General features: G+C 74.1%; 12 protein-coding genes. 7 read left to right on the top strand and 5 right to left on the bottom strand.

Annotated features, from left to right (window positions below):
* Positions 1 to 10 precede the first annotated feature (10 nt).
* A complete protein-coding gene (dnaE, locus tag ACZ3YO_RS04010) occupies positions 11 to 3,568 on the bottom strand; it encodes a DNA polymerase III subunit alpha (RefSeq protein ID WP_465564512.1) in 3,558 nt (1,185 codons plus the stop codon).
* A gap of 268 nt (positions 3,569 to 3,836) precedes the next feature.
* Here dnaE and ACZ3YO_RS04005 point away from each other — a divergent pair, with 268 nt between their 5' ends.
* A complete protein-coding gene (locus tag ACZ3YO_RS04005; protein WP_396325566.1) occupies positions 3,837 to 4,799 on the top strand; it encodes a hypothetical protein in 963 nt (320 codons plus the stop codon).
* A 19-nt stretch (positions 4,800 to 4,818) separates the two neighbouring features.
* On the top strand, positions 4,819 to 5,595 hold the full coding sequence (locus ACZ3YO_RS04000) for a hypothetical protein (RefSeq protein ID WP_465564508.1): 777 nt from the start codon (positions 4,819 to 4,821) through the stop codon (positions 5,593 to 5,595).
* Positions 5,596 to 5,866: 271 nt separating this feature from the next.
* On the opposite strand, the gene ACZ3YO_RS03995 is transcribed toward ACZ3YO_RS04000, so the two are convergent.
* Positions 5,867 to 7,069, bottom strand: a complete 1,203-nt coding sequence (locus ACZ3YO_RS03995) for an ArsB/NhaD family transporter (protein WP_465564505.1) — start codon at positions 7,067 to 7,069, stop codon at positions 5,867 to 5,869.
* Positions 7,070 to 7,204: 135 nt separating this feature from the next.
* On the opposite strand from ACZ3YO_RS03995, the gene ACZ3YO_RS03990 reads away from it, so the two are divergent.
* Entirely contained in the window at positions 7,205 to 13,114 is a 5,910-nt protein-coding gene (locus ACZ3YO_RS03990; protein WP_465564502.1) for a WD40 domain-containing protein, read from the top strand.
* Between the two features lie 88 nt (positions 13,115 to 13,202).
* Here ACZ3YO_RS03990 and ACZ3YO_RS03985 read toward each other — a convergent pair whose 3' ends face one another.
* A complete protein-coding gene (locus ACZ3YO_RS03985) occupies positions 13,203 to 15,947 on the bottom strand; it encodes an FtsX-like permease family protein (protein ID WP_465564500.1) in 2,745 nt (914 codons plus the stop codon).
* Positions 15,944 to 16,735, bottom strand: a complete 792-nt coding sequence (locus ACZ3YO_RS03980; RefSeq protein WP_465564496.1) for an ABC transporter ATP-binding protein — start codon at positions 16,733 to 16,735, stop codon at positions 15,944 to 15,946. The genes ACZ3YO_RS03985 and ACZ3YO_RS03980 overlap by 4 nt, the downstream gene beginning before the upstream one ends.
* A 286-nt stretch (positions 16,736 to 17,021) precedes the next feature.
* Between ACZ3YO_RS03980 and ACZ3YO_RS03975 the strand changes: the two genes are divergently transcribed.
* Complete coding sequence (locus ACZ3YO_RS03975) at positions 17,022 to 17,918, top strand: S-methyl-5'-thioadenosine phosphorylase (RefSeq protein WP_465565215.1); 897 nt, start codon at positions 17,022 to 17,024, stop codon at positions 17,916 to 17,918.
* Between the two features lie 239 nt (positions 17,919 to 18,157).
* A complete protein-coding gene (locus ACZ3YO_RS03970) occupies positions 18,158 to 18,976 on the top strand; it encodes a class I SAM-dependent methyltransferase (RefSeq protein WP_465564493.1) in 819 nt (272 codons plus the stop codon).
* Positions 18,977 to 19,010: 34 nt separating this feature from the next.
* Here ACZ3YO_RS03970 and ACZ3YO_RS03965 read toward each other — a convergent pair whose 3' ends face one another.
* A complete protein-coding gene (locus ACZ3YO_RS03965) occupies positions 19,011 to 19,499 on the bottom strand; it encodes an NUDIX domain-containing protein (RefSeq protein WP_465564490.1) in 489 nt (162 codons plus the stop codon).
* 30 nt (positions 19,500 to 19,529) lie between these two features.
* Between ACZ3YO_RS03965 and ACZ3YO_RS03960 the strand changes: the two genes are divergently transcribed.
* On the top strand, positions 19,530 to 19,913 hold the full coding sequence (locus tag ACZ3YO_RS03960; RefSeq protein WP_465565212.1) for a DUF5753 domain-containing protein: 384 nt from the start codon (positions 19,530 to 19,532) through the stop codon (positions 19,911 to 19,913).
* The gene (locus ACZ3YO_RS03955) at positions 19,910 to 20,116 is read left to right on the top strand and encodes a DUF397 domain-containing protein (RefSeq protein WP_465564487.1); all 207 of its coding nucleotides are present in this window, start codon (positions 19,910 to 19,912) and stop codon (positions 20,114 to 20,116) included. Before ACZ3YO_RS03960 ends, ACZ3YO_RS03955 begins: the two co-directional genes overlap by 4 nt.
* The last annotated feature ends 41 nt before the right edge of the window (positions 20,117 to 20,157 follow it).

The following is a 20,157-nucleotide window of genomic DNA, read 5'->3' as shown; positions in this document are numbered from 1 at the left end:
CCGGCGCCCGCTACACCGTCCCCGCCCAGGCGTGCGTGCCCAGCAGCGTCTTGATGTCCGAGGCGAGCCCGTTGTCGGGGTTCACCTGGAAGCCCAGCTCGTAGAGGGTGTCCTTGTCCCAGTTGGTCGTCAGCAGGCGGACGGGGACGTCGCCCGGGTGGGCCCGGAGGGCGAGCTTGAGTTCGGCCACCGTCTCGGCGGTGATCCTGCCGAGCGGCATGGTGATCTGGACCGGCGGCTTGGTGCCGAGCTCGGCGGAGGAGACGTCGAGGGTGGTGATCTCCTGCCCGAAGATGCTCAGCGAGCCGTCCCGCTCGTTGAGGCGCCCGCGGACCGAGATGACGTTGTCCTCGACCATCTGCTCGGCCATCAGGTTGTAGGTGGCGGGGAAGAACAGCACCTCGACCGAGCCGTCGCGGTCGGCGAGGGTGATGATCGCCCAGGCGTTGCCGGCCTTGTTGATCCGGCGGTCGACGGCGGTGACCAGGCCGGCGAGGCGGACCTCGCCCTCGGTGCGGCCGGAGCCGAGCAGTTCGGCGATGGACGTGTCGCGGTTCTTGGAGAGGATGTGCTCGGCGCCGTCGAGCGGGTGGCTGGAGACGTAGAGGCCGAGCATCTCGCGTTCGAGGCTGAGCAGTTGGCGGCGCGGCCACTCGCGGTCGGTGAGCTGGAAGTCCAGGCCGATGCCCGGGCCGGCGCCCTCGTCGGCGTCCAGTGCGCCGAAGAGGTCGTCCTGGCCGATCGCCTGTTGCTTCTTCAGCCCGGTGACGGCGTCGATCGCGGTCTCGTGCACGGTGCTGAGCGAGAGGCGGGTGTGCCCGAGGGAGTCGAAGGCGCCGGCCTTGACCAGGGAGTCGACGGTGCGCTTGTTGCAGACCACCAGCTCGACCTTGTCGAGGAAGTCCGCGAACGAGGCGTACTTGCCCTTCTCCTTGCGGGTCTTCACCAGCGACTCGATGACCGGCACGCCGACGTTGCGCACGGCCTTCAGGCCGAAGCGGACGTCGCTGCCGACGGCGGTGAAGTCGACCACGGACTCGTTGACGTCGGGGGAGAGGATCTTGATGCCCATCTGGCGGCACTCCGCCAGGTAGACGGCCATCTTGTCCTTGTCGTCGGCGACGGAGGTGAGCAGGGCGGCCATGTACTCGGCGGGGTAGTTGGCCTTGAGGTAGGCGGTCTGGTAGGAGACCAGGCCGTACGCGGCGGAGTGCGATTTGTTGAAGGCGTAGCCGGCGAACGGGACCAGGACGTCCCAGACCGCCTGGATGGCCTCGTCGGAGTAGCCGCGCTCCTGGCAGCCCGCGTGGAAGGGGACGAACTCCTTCTCCAGCACCTCCTTCTTCTTCTTGCCCATCGCGCGGCGGAGCAGGTCGGCCTGGCCGAGCGAGTAGCCGGCCAGTACCTGGGCGGCACGCTGGACCTGCTCCTGATAGACGATCAGGCCGTAGGTGGGGCCGAGGACCTCGCTCAGCGGGGCCTCCAGCTCGGGGTGGATCGGGATGATCTCCTGCTGGCCGTTCTTGCGCAGCGCGTAGTTGGTGTGCGAGTTCATGCCCATCGGGCCGGGCCGGTAGAGCGCGGAGACGGCGGAGATGTCGGCGAACTCGGTGGGCTTCATCAGCTTGAGCAGGGCGCGCATGGGGCCGCCGTCGAGCTGGAACACGCCGAGGGTGTCGCCGCGGGCGAGCAGCTGGTAGGTGGTGGGGTCGTCGATCGGGATCTTCTCGATGTCGACGTCGACGCCCCGGTTAGCCTTCACGATCTTGATGCAGTGGTCGATGATGCCCAGGTTCCGCAGACCCAGGAAGTCCATCTTGATCAGGCCCATGGCTTCGCACGACGGGTAGTCGAAGCCGGTGATGATCACGCCGTCCTTGTCCCGCATGTGCAGCGGGATGAGGTCGAGCAGCGGGGTGGAGGAGAGGATGACCGCGGCGGCGTGCACGCCGGTGCCGCGGATCAGGCCCTCGATGCCGAGCCCGGTGTCGATGATCTTCTTGACGTCGGGCTCGTTGCTGTACAGCGCCCGGATCTCGGTGCCCTCGTTGTACCGGGGGTGCTTCTCGTTGAAGAGGTCGGCCAGCGGGACGCCCTTGCCCATGACGTCCGGCGGCATCGCCTTGGTGATCCGGTCGCCCATGGCGAAGGGGTAGCCGAGGATGCGGTTGGCGTCCTTGACGGCGGCCTTGGCCTTGATCGTGCCGAAGGTGTTGACCTGGGCGGTGTAGGCGGAGCCGTACTTGTCGGTGACGTAGCGCACCATCTGGTCGCGCTGGCGGTCGTCGAAGTCGATGTCGACGTCCGGGGGGTTGATGCGCTCGGGGTTGAGGAACCGCTCGAACAGCAGGTCGTGCTCCAGCGGGTCCAGCTCGGTGATCCTGGTCAGGTAGGAGACCATCGAGCCGGCCGCCGAGCCTCGGCCCGGGCCGACCGGGATGCCGTTGTCCCGGGCGTACTGGCAGATGTCGGCGACCACGAGGAAGTAGGCGTCGAACCCCATCGGGGTGATCACGCCCATCTCCAGCTCGACCCGGTCCAGGACCTCCTGGCTGGGGCTGTCGCCGTAGCGGTGCTGCAGGCCGGCGGCGATCTTCTGGCGCAGGAACGACGCCTGGGTCTCGCCCTCGGGCACGTCGAACTGCGGCATCCGGTCGACGTAGGTGAAGACCTCCTCGTACGACTCGACCCGCTCGGCGATCGCCAGGGTGTTGTCGCAGGCCTCCGGCAGCTCGCGGAAGAGCTCGCGCATCTCCTCGGCGGTCTTGATGTAGTAGCCGGTGCCCTGGAACTTGAACCGGTTCGGGTCGTCCTTGTTCTTGCCCACGCCGACGCAGAGCAGGCTGTCGTGGGCGTCCGCCTGGTCGGCGGTGACGTAGTGCGAGTCGTTGGTGGCCAGCAGCGGGATGTCCAGCTGCTTGGCCAGGCGCAGCAGGTCCTGGCGGACGTCCTGCTCGATGGACAGGCCGTGGTCCATCAGCTCCAGGAAGTAGTTCTCCTTGCCGAAGATGTCCTGGTAGGCGCCGGCCGCCTTGACGGCCTCCTCGTACTGCCCGAGCCGCAGCCTGGTCTGGACCTCGCCGGAGGGGCAGCCGGTGGTGGCGATGATGCCGGTCGCGTTGGCGGCGATCAGCTCGCGGTCCATCCGGGGCTTCATGTAGTAGCCCTCCATCGACGCGAGCGAGGAGAGCTTGAAGAGGTTCCGCAGGCCGGTCGCGTTCTGTGCCCACATGGTCATGTGGGTGTAGCGGCCGCCGCCGGAGACGTCCTTGCCGCCCTCGCCGTCCGCGCTGGCCGGCCGCTGGCCGCCGGGCGACCAGAACACCTGCTTCTTGTGGAAGCGCGAGGACGGGGCGACGTAGGCCTCGATGCCGATGATCGGCTTGACACCGGTCTTGGCGGCGGCGTGGAAGAACTCGTACGCGCCGAACATGTTGCCGTGGTCGCTCATCGCGATCGCCGGCATGCCCTGCCGCTCGGCCTCCGCGAACAGCTTGCCGTTCTTCGCGGCCCCGTCCAGCATCGAGTACTCGGTGTGGACGTGCAGGTGCGCGAACGTGTCGGACACGGCGGCGGGCTCCTTGTCGGCGGGGCGGGCGTCCGGGGCGGGCGTCCCGGGGCGGAGCCCTCCAGGCTAGCCGGTCGGCGGCGGCGACTCGCCCGGGCGGGGGCCGGGGCGGTGGTCCTTGACGAGACCCTCCCGCGCCGTCGACGGCTCCTTGACGGGCCTGCCACCGGCCCTGGCCGCGCCGGGCGGCCCGGCCGGACGGGTTGCTGTCTGGTCGTCAATTGCCTGCGGGACTTACCATGTTGGTCGGCGAACAAGGGGGTTCGGGGTGGCGCACGGGGGTTCGGAGTCCGGGCGGCGGCTGGAGAGCGCGATCGCGTGGGCACTGCGGAACTCGGACGGCGTCGTCGCCTTCTGCGGTGCGCTGGCCGTCGGGCTGCTGGACCTGTTCGGCGGCGGGCTCGGCGACAACGTCGTCTCCGGCGCGACCCTGCTGGTGCTGGCGGCGGTCGTGTACGGCTCGCTGGCCGAGCGCCGGCGCCGGATCAGCGACATCCGGGAGGCGACGGCCGGCGCCCGGCAGGCGCTGGACAGCCTGACCTCGGTGCGGGAGCTGGCCGGGGTGGAGCTGGAACGGGCACTGGAGCTCGCCCGCCAGGACACCGACCGCTGGGTGTTCAAGGGCGGCACCGGCACCTACCTGCGGGCGGTCACCCTGCCCGAGTGCGTCCGGGAGGCGCAGCACCGCCGCCGCTCGCTCACAGTCAAGATCGACATCGTGCACCCGGGCGACGAGCAGGCCTGCGCGGCCTACTCGCGGTTCCGGGAGACCTTCGGCGGCCGGCCGGACGGCGCGCAGTCCGGGGGGTGGAGCGTGGAGCGCACCCGCAAGGAGTCGTACGCCACGGTGTTCGCGGCCGCCTGGTACCGGCAGCGGCTCGACACGCTGGAGATCGACGTCCACCTCTCCTCGGTCGTCCCGACCCTGCGCTTCGACCTCTCCGCGTCGTGCCTGGTCATCACCCAGGACGACCCGCGGCGGGTCAGCCTCTACATCGAGCGCGGGCGGCCTCTCTACGACTACTACGTCACCGAGCTGCACCACTACCGCGAGCAGGCGGTCAAGCTCGACCTGCGCGACGCCGAGCCGCTCGGTGACGACCCGACCGTCGACGAGGCCAGGCGGCTCTTCGACCGGCTGGGAGTGCGGCTGCCCGCGGCCTTCTCGGACGCGGACGTCGGCGACATCATCGACAGGGCGCTGCACGCGGAGAACCCGTACCGCAGGTAGCCGCCGGAGGGAGCAGACGATGGACCCCTTCCCGGACCCTGGCGCGAGCCCTGGCACGGGCTCCTTCCCGGAGCCTGGCCCGGGCCCCTTCCCGGGCCCTGGCGCGAGCCCCTTTCCGGAACTCTTCGCGTCGCTCGACCGGGCTGTCGGGGCCGGCGGGGCCGGCGCGGCCTCGCCCGCGCTGGACGGGCTGGTCGGCGGGATCCTTGCGGAGGTCGCCTCGGGCGCGAGACCCCTGCGGGCCGTCGCCCACCCCCTCGGCTTCTTCTGCCTGCCGGTGCTGCGCGACGGGGAGTTCGGGGTCTGCGTGCACGTCTTCGGCCCGGACGCCGAGGCGCCGGGCCAGGACCGCGCCGTCCGGGAGATCCACTGCCACAGCTGGGAGCTGAAGAGCAGCGTGCTGTACGGCCGGGTCGGCAACCTGCGGGTCGCGGTCCACGACGAGCCGGACCGGCCGACCCACCGCGCGTACGAGGTGTACAGCGCGGGCGGCACCGACGAGATCCGGCCGACCGCGCGACTGGTGCGCTGGGAGCCGCTCGGCGAGCGGACCAGCGCGCGAGGCGAGACGTACACCCTGGGGGCCGGCGAGTTCCACACGACTGTCCTGCCGGGCGGCGCGCCGGCCGCCACGGTGGTGCTGGGCCGCTCCGTGCCGGGGCCGGTGGACGTCGTCCTCGGCCCGCTCGACGGCGCTTCCCGGCGAGTGGTGCGCCGGCAGTGCGACGCGGCCCGAACGGCCCGGATCGCCGAGGCGGCCGCCAGGATGATCAATCAGCCCGCACCCGACGCCTGAACCCGCCTGAACCCGCCTGAACCCGCCGGGGCCCGCGGCGGCCCGCTTCGCGGCCGAGTGCCGGGCCGCGGTGGTGGCCGAGGAGGCCGGCGCGCGGCGGCTGCTCCGGCTCCGGGCGCCGCTGCTCACCCGGCCGATGCCGGCCCGGAGCGACGTCGATGGCCTTGTCGGCAGCCGGGCGGAGGAGACCGACCTGCCCGCCGGGCCCGCTCGGGGTCACGGCGGGCCTGGTGGTGCCGCCCGGCGCCGCCGCGGGCCCGCGCCGGCCCGGCTACGCCGTGAGCGCGAGTGCCGACGTGGCCAGCAGCACGCCGCCCACGGCGAGCACGGCGCTCGTCCCGGCGACGCCCCGCAGCGGCACCCGCAGGCCGGCCGAGCGGCAGCGCTCGTACCAGAGCAGGGTGGCCAGCGAGGCCCACGGCGTGACCAGCGGGCCGGTGTTGGTGCCGATCAGCAGCGAGAGCAGCTGCTGGTGGTTGGCGACCGGCACCGCGGACTCCCCGGCCAGGTAGACGGGCAGGTTGTTGAGCAGGTTGGACAGGCCCGCGCCGACCGCCGAGGCACGGAACATCCCGAGCACCCCGCCGTCCGTCCCCACCGCCGCGTCCAGCACCCGGTGCAGCCCGTGCGCGTCGACCGTCTGCACCACCAGGAACATCCCCGGCACCATCACCAGCAGCCGCCACGGCACCAGCGAGGCCCGCAGCGCCTCCGGCCGCCGGACGGCGAAGGCGGCCACCGTCACCAGGGCGGCCGCGCCCGAGGCCACCCAGAGCGGCAGGCCGGTCAGCAGTGTCGCCAGCAGGAACCCGGCGCAGGCCAGCCCGCAGACCCGGAACAGCACCCGGTCGCCCGGCCGGTGGGCGGGCGGTGGCGTGTAGTCGGCGGCGCCCCGGCGGCCGCGCCGCCAGTAGAAGCCCCAGAGGCAGGCCATCGTCGCCAGCAGGGCGGCCAGCTGCGGCGCCCACATCACCCGGGCCAGCCCGGCGGGGGAGAGCGCGACCCGCTCGGCGGCCAGCAGATTGGTCAGGTTGGACACCGGCAGCAGCAGGCTCGCGGTGTTGGCCAGCCAGACCGTGGTCATCGCCAGCGGCAGCGGCGCGATGCCCACCCGCGAGGCGAGGGCCAGCATCACCGGGGTGAGCAGGACGGCGGTGGTGTCCAGGTTGAGGGTCATCGTGGTGACCGCGGCGAAGGCCACGCAGAGCAGGAACAGCGCGGCGTAACTGCCCCGCCCGGCCCGTGCCACGCCGGCCGCGACCACGTCGAACACCTCGGCGGCGCTGGTGAGTTCGGCCAGCACGATGACCGTGCCGAGGAAGGCGAGCAGCGGTGCGACCCGGGAGACCGCCGCGCTCGCCGACGCCGCCGGGAGCAGACCGGTGGCCAGGAAGAGCAACCCGCAGGCGAGCAGCGCCGCGGCCACCCAGTCCAGGGGGTGGAGACGTCTGACAGTGGGCCAGTAGGCAAGCACGCCCGCCAGGGTCGCACACGGTTGTTCTCACGTCGAGACCGGGGCGGAGCCGGGCCGGCCGGCCGGGGTGGAGCGGTACGAACGACCGGGCCGAACCGGGTTTACCGGCCCCCGATCGGTCATAAGCTCTCCCCCATGGGGGCTATGGACGCGACCCCGGGTGGCCCCGGGCCGATCGACTTCTTCATCAGCTACTCGCCGGCGGACGAGCGGTGGGCGGCCTGGATCGCCTGGACGCTGGAGGAGGCCGGCTACAGAGCCTTCCTCCAGGCCTGGGACTTCGTCCCCGGGACCAACTTCGTCGACTTCATGGACCGCGGCGTCACCGAGTCCGCCGCCACCATCGCCCTGCTCTCCCGCAACTACGAGCGCTCCCGGTACGGGCGGATGGAGTGGCAGGCCGCCCTGCGCTCCGACCCGGACGCACCCGAACGCCGGCTGCTGACCGTCCGGATCGAGGACATCCCGGTGGACGGCCTGCTCGCCACCCTCACCTACATCGACCTGGCGGGCGTCGCCGAGCCCGCACGGGCCCGGCAGCTGCTGCTCGCCCGGGTCGGCCAGGCCATGGAGGGCCGGGCCCGGCCCGACCTGCGGCCCGGCTACCCGGGCGGCTCCGCCGGGGCGCCCGCGGTCCCGGGGCAGGCGCAGTCGCAGGTGCCCGCGCCCCGGCCGGTCGGCGGCACCGGCTGGGCCGGCCGGCGCAGGCCCTCCGCCCCGCCCGAGTACCCGTCGGCCGGCGGCCGCGAGGGCGGCCGCGAGGGCGTGTCGGTGCTGCACCTGGCGGGCCCGTCCTTCGGCCGCGGCAGCGACCCGGTCGACCTCCAGGCCGCCATCTGGGGCGACCTCGTGGAGCTGGCCGACGCCGGTGCCCCCGCCCCCGAACTGGTCGTCGTCACCGGCGACCTGACCGCCTCCGGCAGCCCCCGCGAGTGCGAGCAGGCGCTCGCCTTCCTCACCGGGATCCGCTCGCTGCTCGGCCTGGAACCGCACCGGGTGGCCATCGTGCCCGGCGGGCAGGACGTCAGCCAGGCCGCCTCGCGCGCCTACTTCAGCACCTGCGAGGCCGACGAACTGCGGCCCACCCCGCCGTACTGGCCCAAGTGGCGCCACTACGCCCGGCTGTTCCAGGAGTTCTACCAGGGCCTGGACGTCGTCTTCGACAGCGCCCAGCCGTGGACGCTCTTCCCCGTGCCCGAGCTCGGCACCGTCGTCGCCGGCCTCAACTCCTCGATGGCGTACAGCCACCGCGCCGACGACCGGTACGGCTGGCTCGGCCCCGAACAGGCCGCCTGGTTCGCCCAGGCGCTGCGCCCGTACGAGAACGACGGCTGGCTGCGGATCGGCGCGCTGCGCCACCCGGTCACCGCCCGGCCCGCCGGCGCCCGGTCGGCCCGGGCCGGCCAGGACGCCGAACCGCTGCGCGACCTCGACCGGTTCACCCGGCTCACCGCGCCCCGGCTGCATCTGCTGCTGCACGGCCCGGCCGACTCCCGGCCGGCGGTCCGGACGCTCTCCACCGGTACCGGCGAGGTCAGCGTCGCCGGCGCCGACGGCCCCGGCACCCACCAGCTGCTCCGGCTCACCCGCGACGGCCTCACCCGCTGGCCCGCCCCGGGCGCCGAACTCCAGCGGACGCCCGCCTCCTGGCGCCGGGCCCACCGGGCCTTCCCGCCGCCGCCGGACACGGCCGAACCGCCCGCCCCTCCGGCGCCGCCGGCCGCCGCCCCGCCGCCCGCCGAACCCGAACGGGAGGCCCGGGAGCTGGCCTCCCCGGCCGACACCCTGCTCGCCCGGGTCGCCGAGGTCTGCCGGACCCGCCACGAGGGCGCCCAGATCCGCACCGTCGCCGGCGCCCCGCCCCAACTCTTCGTCACCTGGACGGAATCGGGCTTCGTCCGCCAACAGCGCGTCGCCGTCTGCGTCTCCACCCCCACCGCCGAGGACGTCGACCGCTTCGTCGACGCCGTGCACGCCGCCGGCACCGCCCCCGACGCCGAACTCGTCCACGACGGCCCGCCGCCCCCGCGCGAGCTGCGCGACCGGGCCCGCCGGCGCGGCGTGCGGCTGCGCAGCTTCATCGAGTTCCAGGGCCTGCTCGACCTGAGCGGGTACGTCGCCGCCCAGAGCGAGCGGCTCAGCACCGACGGCCAGTACCAGCCCGGCCTCTACCTCCCGCAGCGCTACCGCGACGCCGAACGCCCCGGCGGCGCCGAACGCGAGGGCCTGGTGGACGAGATGCTCCGGCTGCTGGAGTCCGACCACGGCCGGTTCCTGCTGCTGCTCGGCGACTTCGGCCACGGCAAGACCTTCGCCCTGCGCGAGCTCGCCCGCCGAATCCCCGCCGAACTCCCGCACCTGACACCGCTGTTCATCGAGCTCAGCGCGCTCGACAAGGCGCACTCCTTCGACGGTCTGGTGGCCGCCCACCTGACCGCGCACGGCATCGACACCATCGACCTGCGGGCCTTCCGCTACATGCTCCGCCAGGGCCGCATCGTCCTGCTCTTCGACGGCTTCGACGAACTCCTCAACCGGGTCAGCTACGAACGGGCCGCCGACCACCTCCAGGTGCTGCTCGACGCGGCCGTCGACAACGCCAAGATCGTGGTCAGCAGCCGCACCCAGCACTTCAGCTCCCAGGAGCAGGTGCTCACCGCGCTCGGCGAGCGGGTCGGCCTGCTCCCGCAGCGGCGGCTGCTCGCCGTCCAGGACTTCACCACCGCCCAGATCCGCGGCTACCTGGTCAACCGCTACGGCGACGAGACCGCCGCCGACCGCCGGATGCGGCTGCTGGAGGCCATCCCCGACCTCCTCGCCCTCTGCCGCAACCCCCGGCTGCTCAGCTTCGTCGCCGACCTCGACCACGACCGGCTGCGGGCCGTGGCCGGCGCCGGCCGGGCACTCAGCGCCGCCGGCCTCTACCAGGAGGTCTTCACCGCCTGGCTGCGGTTCGAGGAGCAGCGCGGCCATGGCGGGCCGGGCGCCGCGCCCGGCCTCGGCCTCGACCAGCTCTGGGAGGCCGTCACCCTGCTCGCGCTGCGGCTCTGGGAGAGCGGCCGCAACGCCATGCCGTACGACGAACTGCTCGACATCGCCGGGGTGCTGGCCGACCTGGCGGGCACCGGGCTGCCCACCCAGCAGCTCGCCCACGCGGTCGGATCCGGCTCGCTGCTGGTCCGCTCCGACGAGGGCATGTTCCAGTTCATCCACGGCTCGGTGGTGGAGTGGCTGGTCGCCCGCGCCGCCGCGGCCGGCCTCGGCGCGGGCGAGCCGGAGCTGCTCGCCCGGCGCCCGCTGAGCCGGCTCGCCGTCGAGTTCCTCTGCGACCTGGCAGACCACCAGGTCTGCCAGGAGTGGGCCCAGTCCGTCCTGGACGGCGCCGCGGACTCCGCCGGCTCCGAGGAGGCCGCGCGGTCCAACGCCGTCAAGGTGCTGGCCCGGCTCCGCGTCCCCGCCCACACCGACCTGCGCGGCGCCGCCCTGGCCGGCGAGGACCTCTCCCACCGGGACCTCTCCGGCGTCGACCTCGCCCGGGCCGACCTCACCGACGCCCGGCTGCTCGGCGCCAACCTCGCCGGCGCCTCACTGCGCGGCGCCCGCCTGGTCGGCGCCCGGCTCGACGCCGCCGACCTCACCGGCGCCGACCTGCGCGACGCCGACCTGCGCGGCGCCCGGCTCATCCGCACCGACCTGCGCGGCGCCCGCCTGCGCGGCAGCCGCTGGCAGCGCGCCGCCCTGATCTCCGCCGTCACCGACGCCCGGGTGCTCGCCGCCCCCGAACTGCGCGCCGCCGCGATCGCCCCCGGCCTGCCCGTCGAGGCCGGGTTCCGCCCGTCCGAGGTCGGCGTCCCCTACGGCTTCGACGTCCGCACCACCCGGCTGCCCGAGCCCGTCGCCTTCAGCGTCGACGGCCAGCTCCTCGCCGTCGGCAGCGACGACGGCTCCGTGCTGGTCTGCGACGCCGTCACCGGTGTCGCGCTGCGCACCCTCAAGGACCACATCGGCCGCGTCTACGCCGTCAAGTTCGCCGGTGACGTGCTGGCCACCGGCAGCGCCGACGGCACCGTCCGGCTCTGGGACCCGGTCTCCGGAGAGTGCCGCCACCGACTCGACGTCCACCCCGGCGGCGTCTGGCCGGTCTCGCTCGGGGCCGGCGGCGCCCTGCTCGCCACCGGCGACGCCGAAGGCACCGTCACTCTCTGGGACACCGCCGCCGGCCGGCTGCTGCACAGCCTCCCCGGCCACGCCGCACCCGTGTACACGGCGGTGTTCAGCCCCGACGGCTCCCAGCTCGTCACCGGCGACCGCGCCGGCGCGGTCCGGCTCTGGTCCACCGGCAGCGGCCGGATGATCGCCGAACTCCCCGGCCACCGGGGAGCGGTGTACCGCGCCCGGTACAGCCCGGACGGCACGGTCCTGGCCACCGGCGACGGCGGCGTGGACGGCGAGCGCGGCGGCACCGTCCGGCTCTGGGACGTCCGCCGGCGCCGGCTCCTGCACACCCTCGAAGGCCACGGCGGCCGCGTCTATACGCTGGCCTTCCACCCCGGCGGCGACCTGCTCGCCAGCGGCGACACCGAGGGCAGGGTCCAGCTCTGGAACCCGCTCGACGGGACGGCCGCGGGCCGGCTGGAGGGCTGCACCGGGGCGGTCTACCAGGTGGCCTTCGACGCCGACGGCACCCGGCTCGCGGCCGGTGACAGCGACGGCGTGGTCCGGGTCTGGCGGGTCGGCCCCGTGACCAGGAGCGGCAGCGGCAGCGGCGGCGGCCGCGAGGTGACGCCGCTGCGCCGCCAGCCGCCCGAGCACCGGGGCTCGGTCTGGGTCTGCCGGTTCAGGCCGGCGGACCGTCCGGTCGCCGGTCCGGTCGGCGGGGCGGCCGGCGGACCGCCCGGTCCGGACGCGGAGGCACTGCTGGTGACCGGCGGCAACGACGGAGCCGTCCGGCTCTGGGAGCCCGGCTCCGGCCGCAGCCGGCTGCTGCTGCGCGGCCACGGCCGGCGGATCGGCTCGCTCTCCTTCAACGGCGACGGCACGCTCCTCGCGGCCGGCGGCAACGACGGTGTCGTCCGCCTCTGGGAGCCCGCCACCGGCCGCCGGGCCAGGGAGCTCGCCGCCCGCAGCAGCCGGCTGGTCTCCGCCCAGTTCAGCCCCGAAGGCCCGCTGATCGCCACCGCCAGCAACGACGGCGACCTCTACCTGTGGAACGCCCGCACCGGCGAGTACCTGCGCGAGATGGACGTCGAGACCGAACACGTCTGGGCCGAGGCGTTCAGCACCGACGGCGTCCTCGTCGCCACCGCCAACGACGACGACACCGTCCGCATCTGGTACCGCAGTACCGGCGCCCACGTCGCCACCCTGCGGGAACACCGCGGCAGGGTCCGCTCCATCGCCTTCAGCCCGGACGGTCGGCGGCTCGCCACCGGCTGCGACGACAGCCGGGTCCGGATCTGGGACATCGCGGCCGGCCGGATAGAGACCCAGCTCGAAGGCCACCACGACCGGGTGTACGCGGTGGCGTTCGCGGCCGACAGCGCCTGGCTGGCCAGCGCCTCGTGGGACGGCGACGCCGTGATCTGGGCCGACGGCACCGCCCGCCACCGGCTCGGCGGTCACGTCGGCCGGCTCTGGACCGCCGCCGTCCACCCCCGGCGCCCGCTGCTCGCCACCGCCGGCGACGACCGCGTCGTCCGGCTCTGGGACCCTCACACCGGCCGCGACGCCGGCCGGCTCCGCGGCCACACCGGCCGGATCCTGGCCGTCACCTTCAGCCCGGACGGCTCCCTGCTCGCCAGCGGCGGTGAGGACGGCACCGTCCGTCTCTGGAACGTCCCCGCCACCGGCCTGCCCACCCCCAGGGCCACCCTCCTCGGCGCCCCCGACGGCTGGGCGGCGCTGCTGCCCTCCGGCGCCTACAAGTACGAGGGCGACGTGGTCGGCGAGTTCTGGCACGCGATCGGCATGTGCCGCTTCGAGCCGGGCGAGCTGGACACCCACCTCCCGGGGGTCCACCGGCTGCCGCCCGAGGCGGAGTTGTGAGGTGGCGGCGGAACACGACGGCCCGGCCCGGCGGCGCGTCCGTTGACATCGGGCGCGCCGCCGGGCCGGGCGGGGGTCGGCCGCGGCCTCAGCCGAGGCGGCGGGTGAGCGGGGTGCGGGAGCGGGTGAAGAGGCCGGCGAGCAGGCCCGCGAGGAGCGGGACGACCAACGCGGTGAGCGCGATCTCGCCCCAGGGAACGACGATCGGGTTGGTCACGCCCGGGTAGTCGATGTCCCGGGTCTTCAGCAGGGCGAGCGCCGGCACGAACCCGTTGACGGTGCCGAGCACCGCGCCCAGCACGGCGATCACCGCGCACTGGACGCCCGAGAGCCGGCGGCGGATGCCCGGCGGTGCGCCGACGGCGGCCAGGGTGGCCTGGTCGCGCCGGGAGTCGGCGGCCGCGAGGCCGGTGGCGATGCAGGCGGCACCGAGGACGACCAGCGCGGCGAAGCCGGTGAGGGCGAGGGTCGGCAGGTCGTCCTTGGCCTGGAAGCCGCGTTCCACCTCGAGCTGGGCCATCGGCACGAGCCGGTCGGCGGTCGCCACGGCGCGCTGCTGCGCCCGGCGGTCGGGGACGGTGGCGGGCAGCCAGGCCGCGCCGACGGGCTGGACGCTGACGCCCTGCCCGAGGCTCTCGATCGCCTTGGCGCCGATGACGGCGGCGCCGTAGCGGTCGGCGGCGGGGTTGTCGACCAGGACGGCGTCGACGGCGATCTCCTTGATGTCCTGCCCGGGGTTGGTGCCCGGCTGCGGGGCGCTGGTGAACCCGCCGGTGAGCTGGAGCACCACCTTGCCGTCGTGGATCCGGGAGGCGTTGAAGACGACGGCCTTGCCCGCGGCGAGCGCCTGGTCGGCGGCCGGGTCGCGGAGGTCGAAGGCGTTGTGCAGGACGGCCGCGTCGCCGACGACGAGGGAGTTCCGCCCGAGGCCGCCACCACTGCCCTTGAGGGTGACGGCGCTGGAGCAGCCCTGGCACCAGGAGTAGAACGCCTGGGAGAGGTCGGCGCGTTCGCCGAGACCGGGCATGTCGCGTTCGACGGCCGACCGCAGCCGGGGGAGCTGCGGGTCGCCCGCGGGGACGGCGAGCGTGACGGCGTTGACCGGGGTGTGCGGCCGGTAGGTCTCACGGTCCCGCGCCTCGGTGCTGGTGGTGTAGAGGCCGACGGCCACCGAGCCGGCGACGGCGGCCATGACGGCGGCGATGGCCGGGGCGGTGCGCCCGCGGTGGCGGGCGGAGTCGCGCAGGGCGAGCCGCCCGCTGAGCGGCAGATGACGGGCCATCCGGCCGCAGAGCGCGATCAGCAGCGGGGTGAGGGCGAGCAGGCCGAGTTCGGCGGCGGCTGAGCCGGCCAGCACCATCAGGGTCATCTTGTCGAGGCCGGCGAAGACGGCGATGCCGCGGCCGGTGCCGTCGTTGGTGCCCACCGCGAGCAGGGCGGTGGCCGCGCCGGCGACGAAGAGGACGATGCCGAGGGCGGTGGTCCGGCGGTTCGGCGGCTTGACGGTGTCGCGGTCGTTGAGCCCGGCGGTGACGCTCTGCCGGGCGGCCTGGAGAGCGGGCAGCGCGGCGGCGAGCAGCGCGGTGACGAGGCCGACGGCGCCGATCGCCGCCAGGTCGGCGGCCTTCAGGCCGAAGTGGCCGAACCGGCTGCCGGCGGTCTCCTCGATCCACGGCCGGAGCGCGGCGACCAGACCGGTGCCGAGCAGCACCCCGGCGGCCGCTCCGGCCGCGCCGAGCACCAGGCCGCCGCCGAGGACGACGGCCGCGACGTGCCCGCGGTCGCCGCCGCCGGCGGCGAGCAGGGCCAGCTGCCGGCGGGAGCGGCGGGCGCCGACGGCGAAGGCGGGCCCGGCGAGTAGGGCGACTTCGAGCAGGGCCATGCCGGCGACGGTGGCGACCACGACGGCGGTGTTCTTGCGCGTGGAGTCGCTCAGGCTGACCTTCTGGGCGCGGTACGACACCTGACCTTCGGCCGGCGGGTGGAGCGCGACGGTGCGCGAGGTGGCGGTGAAGCCGTACCGGTTGAGCTGCTGCACGCCGGCCCAGTCGAGCGGCTTGCCGGAGGGCAGCTTCACCAGCCAGGACGCCTTGTCGGCGGCCTGCTCGGACCCACCGGTCGGGGCCTTGGCGGCGGGGGCCAGGGCGGCGAGCGGCGCGAGGACCTCGCCGGGGCGGCCGACGAACTCGACCTTGCCGAGGTCACCGGGGCGCTCGACCACGCCGGTCACGGTGAACGGCGTCTTCTCCAGCCCCTTCAGGGTGGTGGTGGAGCCGAGGCCGAGCCCGGACTCGTCGAGGAAGGCCCGGGTGACGGCGGCCTCGTGCGGACCCTTCGGAGCCCGGCCCTCGACCAGGGTGATCCTGCCCTTCCAGGCCGGGTCGGTGAGGTCGGCCTCGGCGGTGTCGGTCTGGAGCAGGCCCTCCCGGGAGGCGGCGCTCGCGGTGGGGCCGGGGCCGGCCGGCAGCAGGGTGGAGCCGGGCAGCAGCTCCTTCAGCAGGTCGGCCGGGATGGAGGTGGCGCCGCGGGCCTGTTCCGGCGTCGGGGCCTGTCCCTCCCGGGGAGCGACGGCGTAGGCCCCGTCCTCGGCGAAGGGGAGCTGGTTCACGGTGCTGCCGGGCGCGTAGGCGGTGACGTACGCGTCGGACCCGCCGAGCAGCCGCTCGGTCCGTTCGGCCGTGGTGAGCTGCCCGCTGCGGTAGACGACGTCGGCGCCGGCGACACCGAGGACGGGCAGGGCGACCATGGCGACGACGAGGGCGCTGCGGCCCTTGGCGCGCAGGGCATCACGGCGGGCGATCCGCAGCGTGACCTTGAGGGAGCGGAGCTTCATCGGACGGCCCCGATCCCGTTGGCCTGGTGCGCGCGGCCGTGGCGGGCGGCGATCCGCAGCAGGGAGTCGGCGTCCTGGCCGATGCTCTCGTCCACGATCCGGCCGTCGCTGAGGAAGACGACGCGGTCGGCCCAGGCGGCGTGGCGGGGTTCGTGGGTGACCATCATGGCGGCGGCGCCGGCGTTGCAGCGGGCGCGCAGGACGGCGAGGACGGCCTCGCCGGTGGCGGAGTCGAGGGCGCCGGTGGGCTCGTCGGCGAGGACGAGGCGGCGGTCGCCGATCAGGGCGCGGGCGATGGCGACGCGCTGCTGCTGGCCGCCGGACATGTCGTCCGGGAAGCGGTCCGCGAGCTCGGGGATGCCCATCTCCGCCAGCGCGGCGACGGCCTTGCGGCGCGTCGCCCGCCCGGCGGCGCCGTCGAGTTCGAGCGGCAGGGCGATGTTCTCGGCGGCGGTGAGCGCCGGGATGAGGTTGTAGTCCTGGAAGACGTAGCCGACCGAGCGGCGGCGGACCTCGGCGAGCTTCTTGCGGCCGAGCTCGCCGAGGGCGACGCCCTCGACCAGGACCTGGCCGGTGCTGGGGGTGTCCAGCCCGCCGGCGAGGCTCAGCAGGGTGGACTTGCCGGAGCCGGACGGGCCCATGACGGCGACGAACTCGCCGGGCTGGACCGCCAGGTCGACCCCGCGCAGCGCCTGCACCTCGGCCGCGCCCCGGCCGTGGACCCGGGTGACGTGGTCCAGGTGCAGCACGGGTGCGGTGGCGCTCCTGCTGGGATTGGTCTGAGGCATGGGTGTTCCCCCTTTGGAAGTGGCATGGCGCCCGGGATGCGGCATGGCGACGGAAGGCTTCCGGACCGGCAGGGACTCCCCGCGGCCCGGTCCGGCCTGCATACCCAGTATGTATACCGCACCTGCCAGGGAAAAGTATATGCAGTCCGCCGACATATGTCGGCAGGGGTTCCGGATCGGCCGCCGTCCGTGACCGGTGGGAACGGTTCCGGCACCCCCGTGGCCGCTGCCCGCCTAGGCTGGCGGGGCCAGTTCTCCGGACGAAAGGATCATCGAGATGGCGGGTATGGCGGGTATGGCGGACGCTGCGGGCATGGCGGGAATGGCCGGCATGGCGGGAATGGCGGACACCACGGCCCATCGCGCCGAGCTGGGCGTGATCGGCGGCTCCGGCCTGTACGCGCTCCTCGACGACGTCACCGAGATCGCCGTCGACACCCCGTACGGCCCGCCCAGCGACTCCCTGTTCCTCGGCGAGGTGGCCGGCCGCACCGTCGCCTTCCTGCCCCGGCACGGCCGCGGCCATCGGATCCCCCCGCACCGGATCAACTACCGCGCCAACCTCTGGGCGCTGCACGCCCTCGGCGTCCGGCAGGTGATCGGGCCGTGCGCGGTCGGCGGCCTGCGCCCCGAGTACGGCCCCGGCACCCTGCTCGTCCCGGACCAGTTCGTGGACCGCACCTCGGGCCGGACCCAGACCTTCTACGACGGCCTCCCGCTCCCGGGCGGCGAGGCGCCCGAGGTCGTCCACGTCTCGATGGCCGACCCGTACTGCCCGGCCGGCCGGCACACCGCCGCGGCCGCGGCCCGCGACGCCGGCTGGGAGCCGGTCGACGGCGGCACCCTGGTGGTGATCGAGGGCCCGCGCTTCTCCACCCGTGCCGAGTCCCGCTGGTTCACCGCCAACGGCTGGTCGGTGGTCGGCATGACGGGCCACCCGGAGGCCGTCCTCGCCCGCGAACTCGGCCTCTGCTACACCTCGATGGCCCTGGTCACCGACCTCGACGCGGGCGTGGAGAGCGGCGAGGGCGTCACCCACGCCGAGGTGCTGGAGGTCTTCGCGCGCAACGTCGACCGGCTGCGCACCGTGCTGTTCAAGGCCCTGGAGAGCCTGCCCGTCACCCGGGACTGCGTCTGCTCGCACACCCTGGACGGCCTCACGACGGGCCTGCCCGGCGTCTGACGCCCGCTCGGCGGCCGCGGGGACGGCCACCATCGCCCAGCCCGCGAGCAGCGGGACGAGTCCGGCGGTGGCGGCCGGCACCCTGCCGTCCGGGCCCGGTTCCACCGGTACTGCTGTCCCGGCGACGGACACCGCTGCCCGCATCGTCGATAGGGTGACCGCCCGTCGGTCGGGGAGCCGTCGGGGACGGCGTGGAGGACGTCGTCGGTGAAGTCACCGGGGAACCGGAGGGGATGCGCATGACCGAACAGGGACACGTCGACACGGCACGCAGCCAGGTGTTCGGCGAGGTGGCCGAGCTCTACGACGCCGCCCGCCCGGGCTACGCCGACGCGCTGGTCGCGGAGGTGCTCGCGTACGCGGCCCTGGGCGACCGGGCGGCGGTCGAGGTCGGCGCCGGGACCGGAAAGGCCACGCTGCCGTTCGCCGCGCTGGGCACACCGCTCGTCTGCATCGAGCCCGACCCGCGGATGGCGGAGGTCCTCCGACGAAACACCGAGCCGTATCCGGGCGTTCGGGTCCACGCCGGCAGCTTCGAGGAGTGGCAGCCGGACGGCCGCGGCTTCGGACTGCTCCTCGCCGCGATGTCCTGGCAGTGGGTGGACCCGCAACGGCGGTGGGGCCTCGCCCACGAGGCCCTCGCGCCCGGCGGCGCGGTGGCACTGTTCTGGAACCCGCAGGGGATCCGTGATCCGGGGCTGCACGCCTCCCTGGCCGAGGTCGACCGCCGGCACGGGATCACCGACTCTCCGCACAAGGACCTGACCTCGGCCTACGGCGAGGCAGCCGGGAACTGGGCCGGGCTGCCCGGCTGGCCCGAGGACGAGTGCCGCCGTGACGGCCGCTTCACCGACCTGCGCAGCGTCCGGTACCGGCAGGAGCAGCACTACGACACCGCCCGCTACCTGGGCTACCTGGCCTCGCTCTCGCGCTACCGCCTCCTCGCCCCCGACCGGCGCGAGCAGGTCCTCGCCGACACCGCGCGGGTCCTGGACGCCCACGGCGGCGGCATCGCCATGGACCTCCTCAGCGACCTCTTCCTCGCCCGGGCGCGGTGAGCCGGGGGCTGCTCGGCGGGGCTACTCGGCGGGGCTACTCGGCGGGGATTCCGCGGAGGAGGAAGGGGAGGTGGGCGCCGCGGGCGAGGGCGGTGAGGGCCTGGGTGGTGCGGCGGTGCTGGTGGGTGGCCATGACGTCGGGGAGCCGGGCCTCGGGGACCCAGTGCAGGCCGATGACGTGCGGGGGTGGGAGGTGGCGCGCGAGGGTCACCTCCTGGGCGCGGGTGAGGCGGCCGCCCCAGTAGACGAAGTGGACGGCTTCGGGGAGGAGTCGGGTGTCGGTGTAGTCGGTGGCGAGGAGGGTGCGGAGGGGGAGGACGAGGCCGGTCTGGGTCTCGGTGTGGCGGCGGGCGGCGAGGTGGGGGAGTTCGTCGCGTTCGGCGTTGCCGCCGGGGAGGGTGAGGCCGTTCTTGTAGGTGGTTTCGAGGAGGAGGACGGCGCCGTCCGGGTTGAGGACGAGGGCCTGGTGGCCGAGCCGGCGGCGGGGCGGGTTGGTGAGGATCTCGGGGAGTGGGTACAGCAAGTCGGGCTCCTTGGGGTCGAGTTGGTGGTGATGCGCCTCGACAGGAAGAAACCACCGCTGATCCACGCCGTGTTGGATGAGAGCTGCCTGGTCCGGCCGATCGGCGGACAGGCCGTCATGCTCAAGCAGCTTGACCACATCGCGGACCTGGCCGTCCGGCCGAACGTCACCATCCAGGTGGCGCCGTTCCAGCTGGGTGAGAACCTGCCGTTCAAAATGCCGGTGACCCTGCTGGACCTTCCGGACGGCTCGGTCGTCGGCTACGCCGAATCACATGCTCGCGGGCATCTCGAGCGAACCCGCGAAACGGTCATGGCCTGGGAGAGAGAGTACGATCAACTTGTGGTGGAAGCGCTGCCCAAGGCGGCCTCCCTGGCACTGATCGACAAGGCTCGGAAGGATCTAGCCTCATGAACCCTGACCTGTCCGGCGCGTCCTGGGTCAAGTCGTCGTACTCCGACAACGGCGGTCAGTGCGTGGAGATTTCCGCGAGCTTCCCTGGTGCCGTTCCCGTCCGCGACTCCAAGGACCCCGAGGGCCCGGCGCTGGTCTTCCCCGCCGGCGCGTGGCGGTCGTTCATCGCCGGGGTCCAGGTCGGAGAGTTCGGCGCCGTCTGACCTGGCCTGGGCGAAAGGGGCCCCGACCGGCGTCCCGGTCG

It is taken from the genome of Kitasatospora sp. NPDC022785, assembly GCF_055561295.1.
The sequence above is the reverse complement of the archived record's forward strand: the minus strand, read 5'-3'. Positions and strand labels throughout refer to the sequence as shown.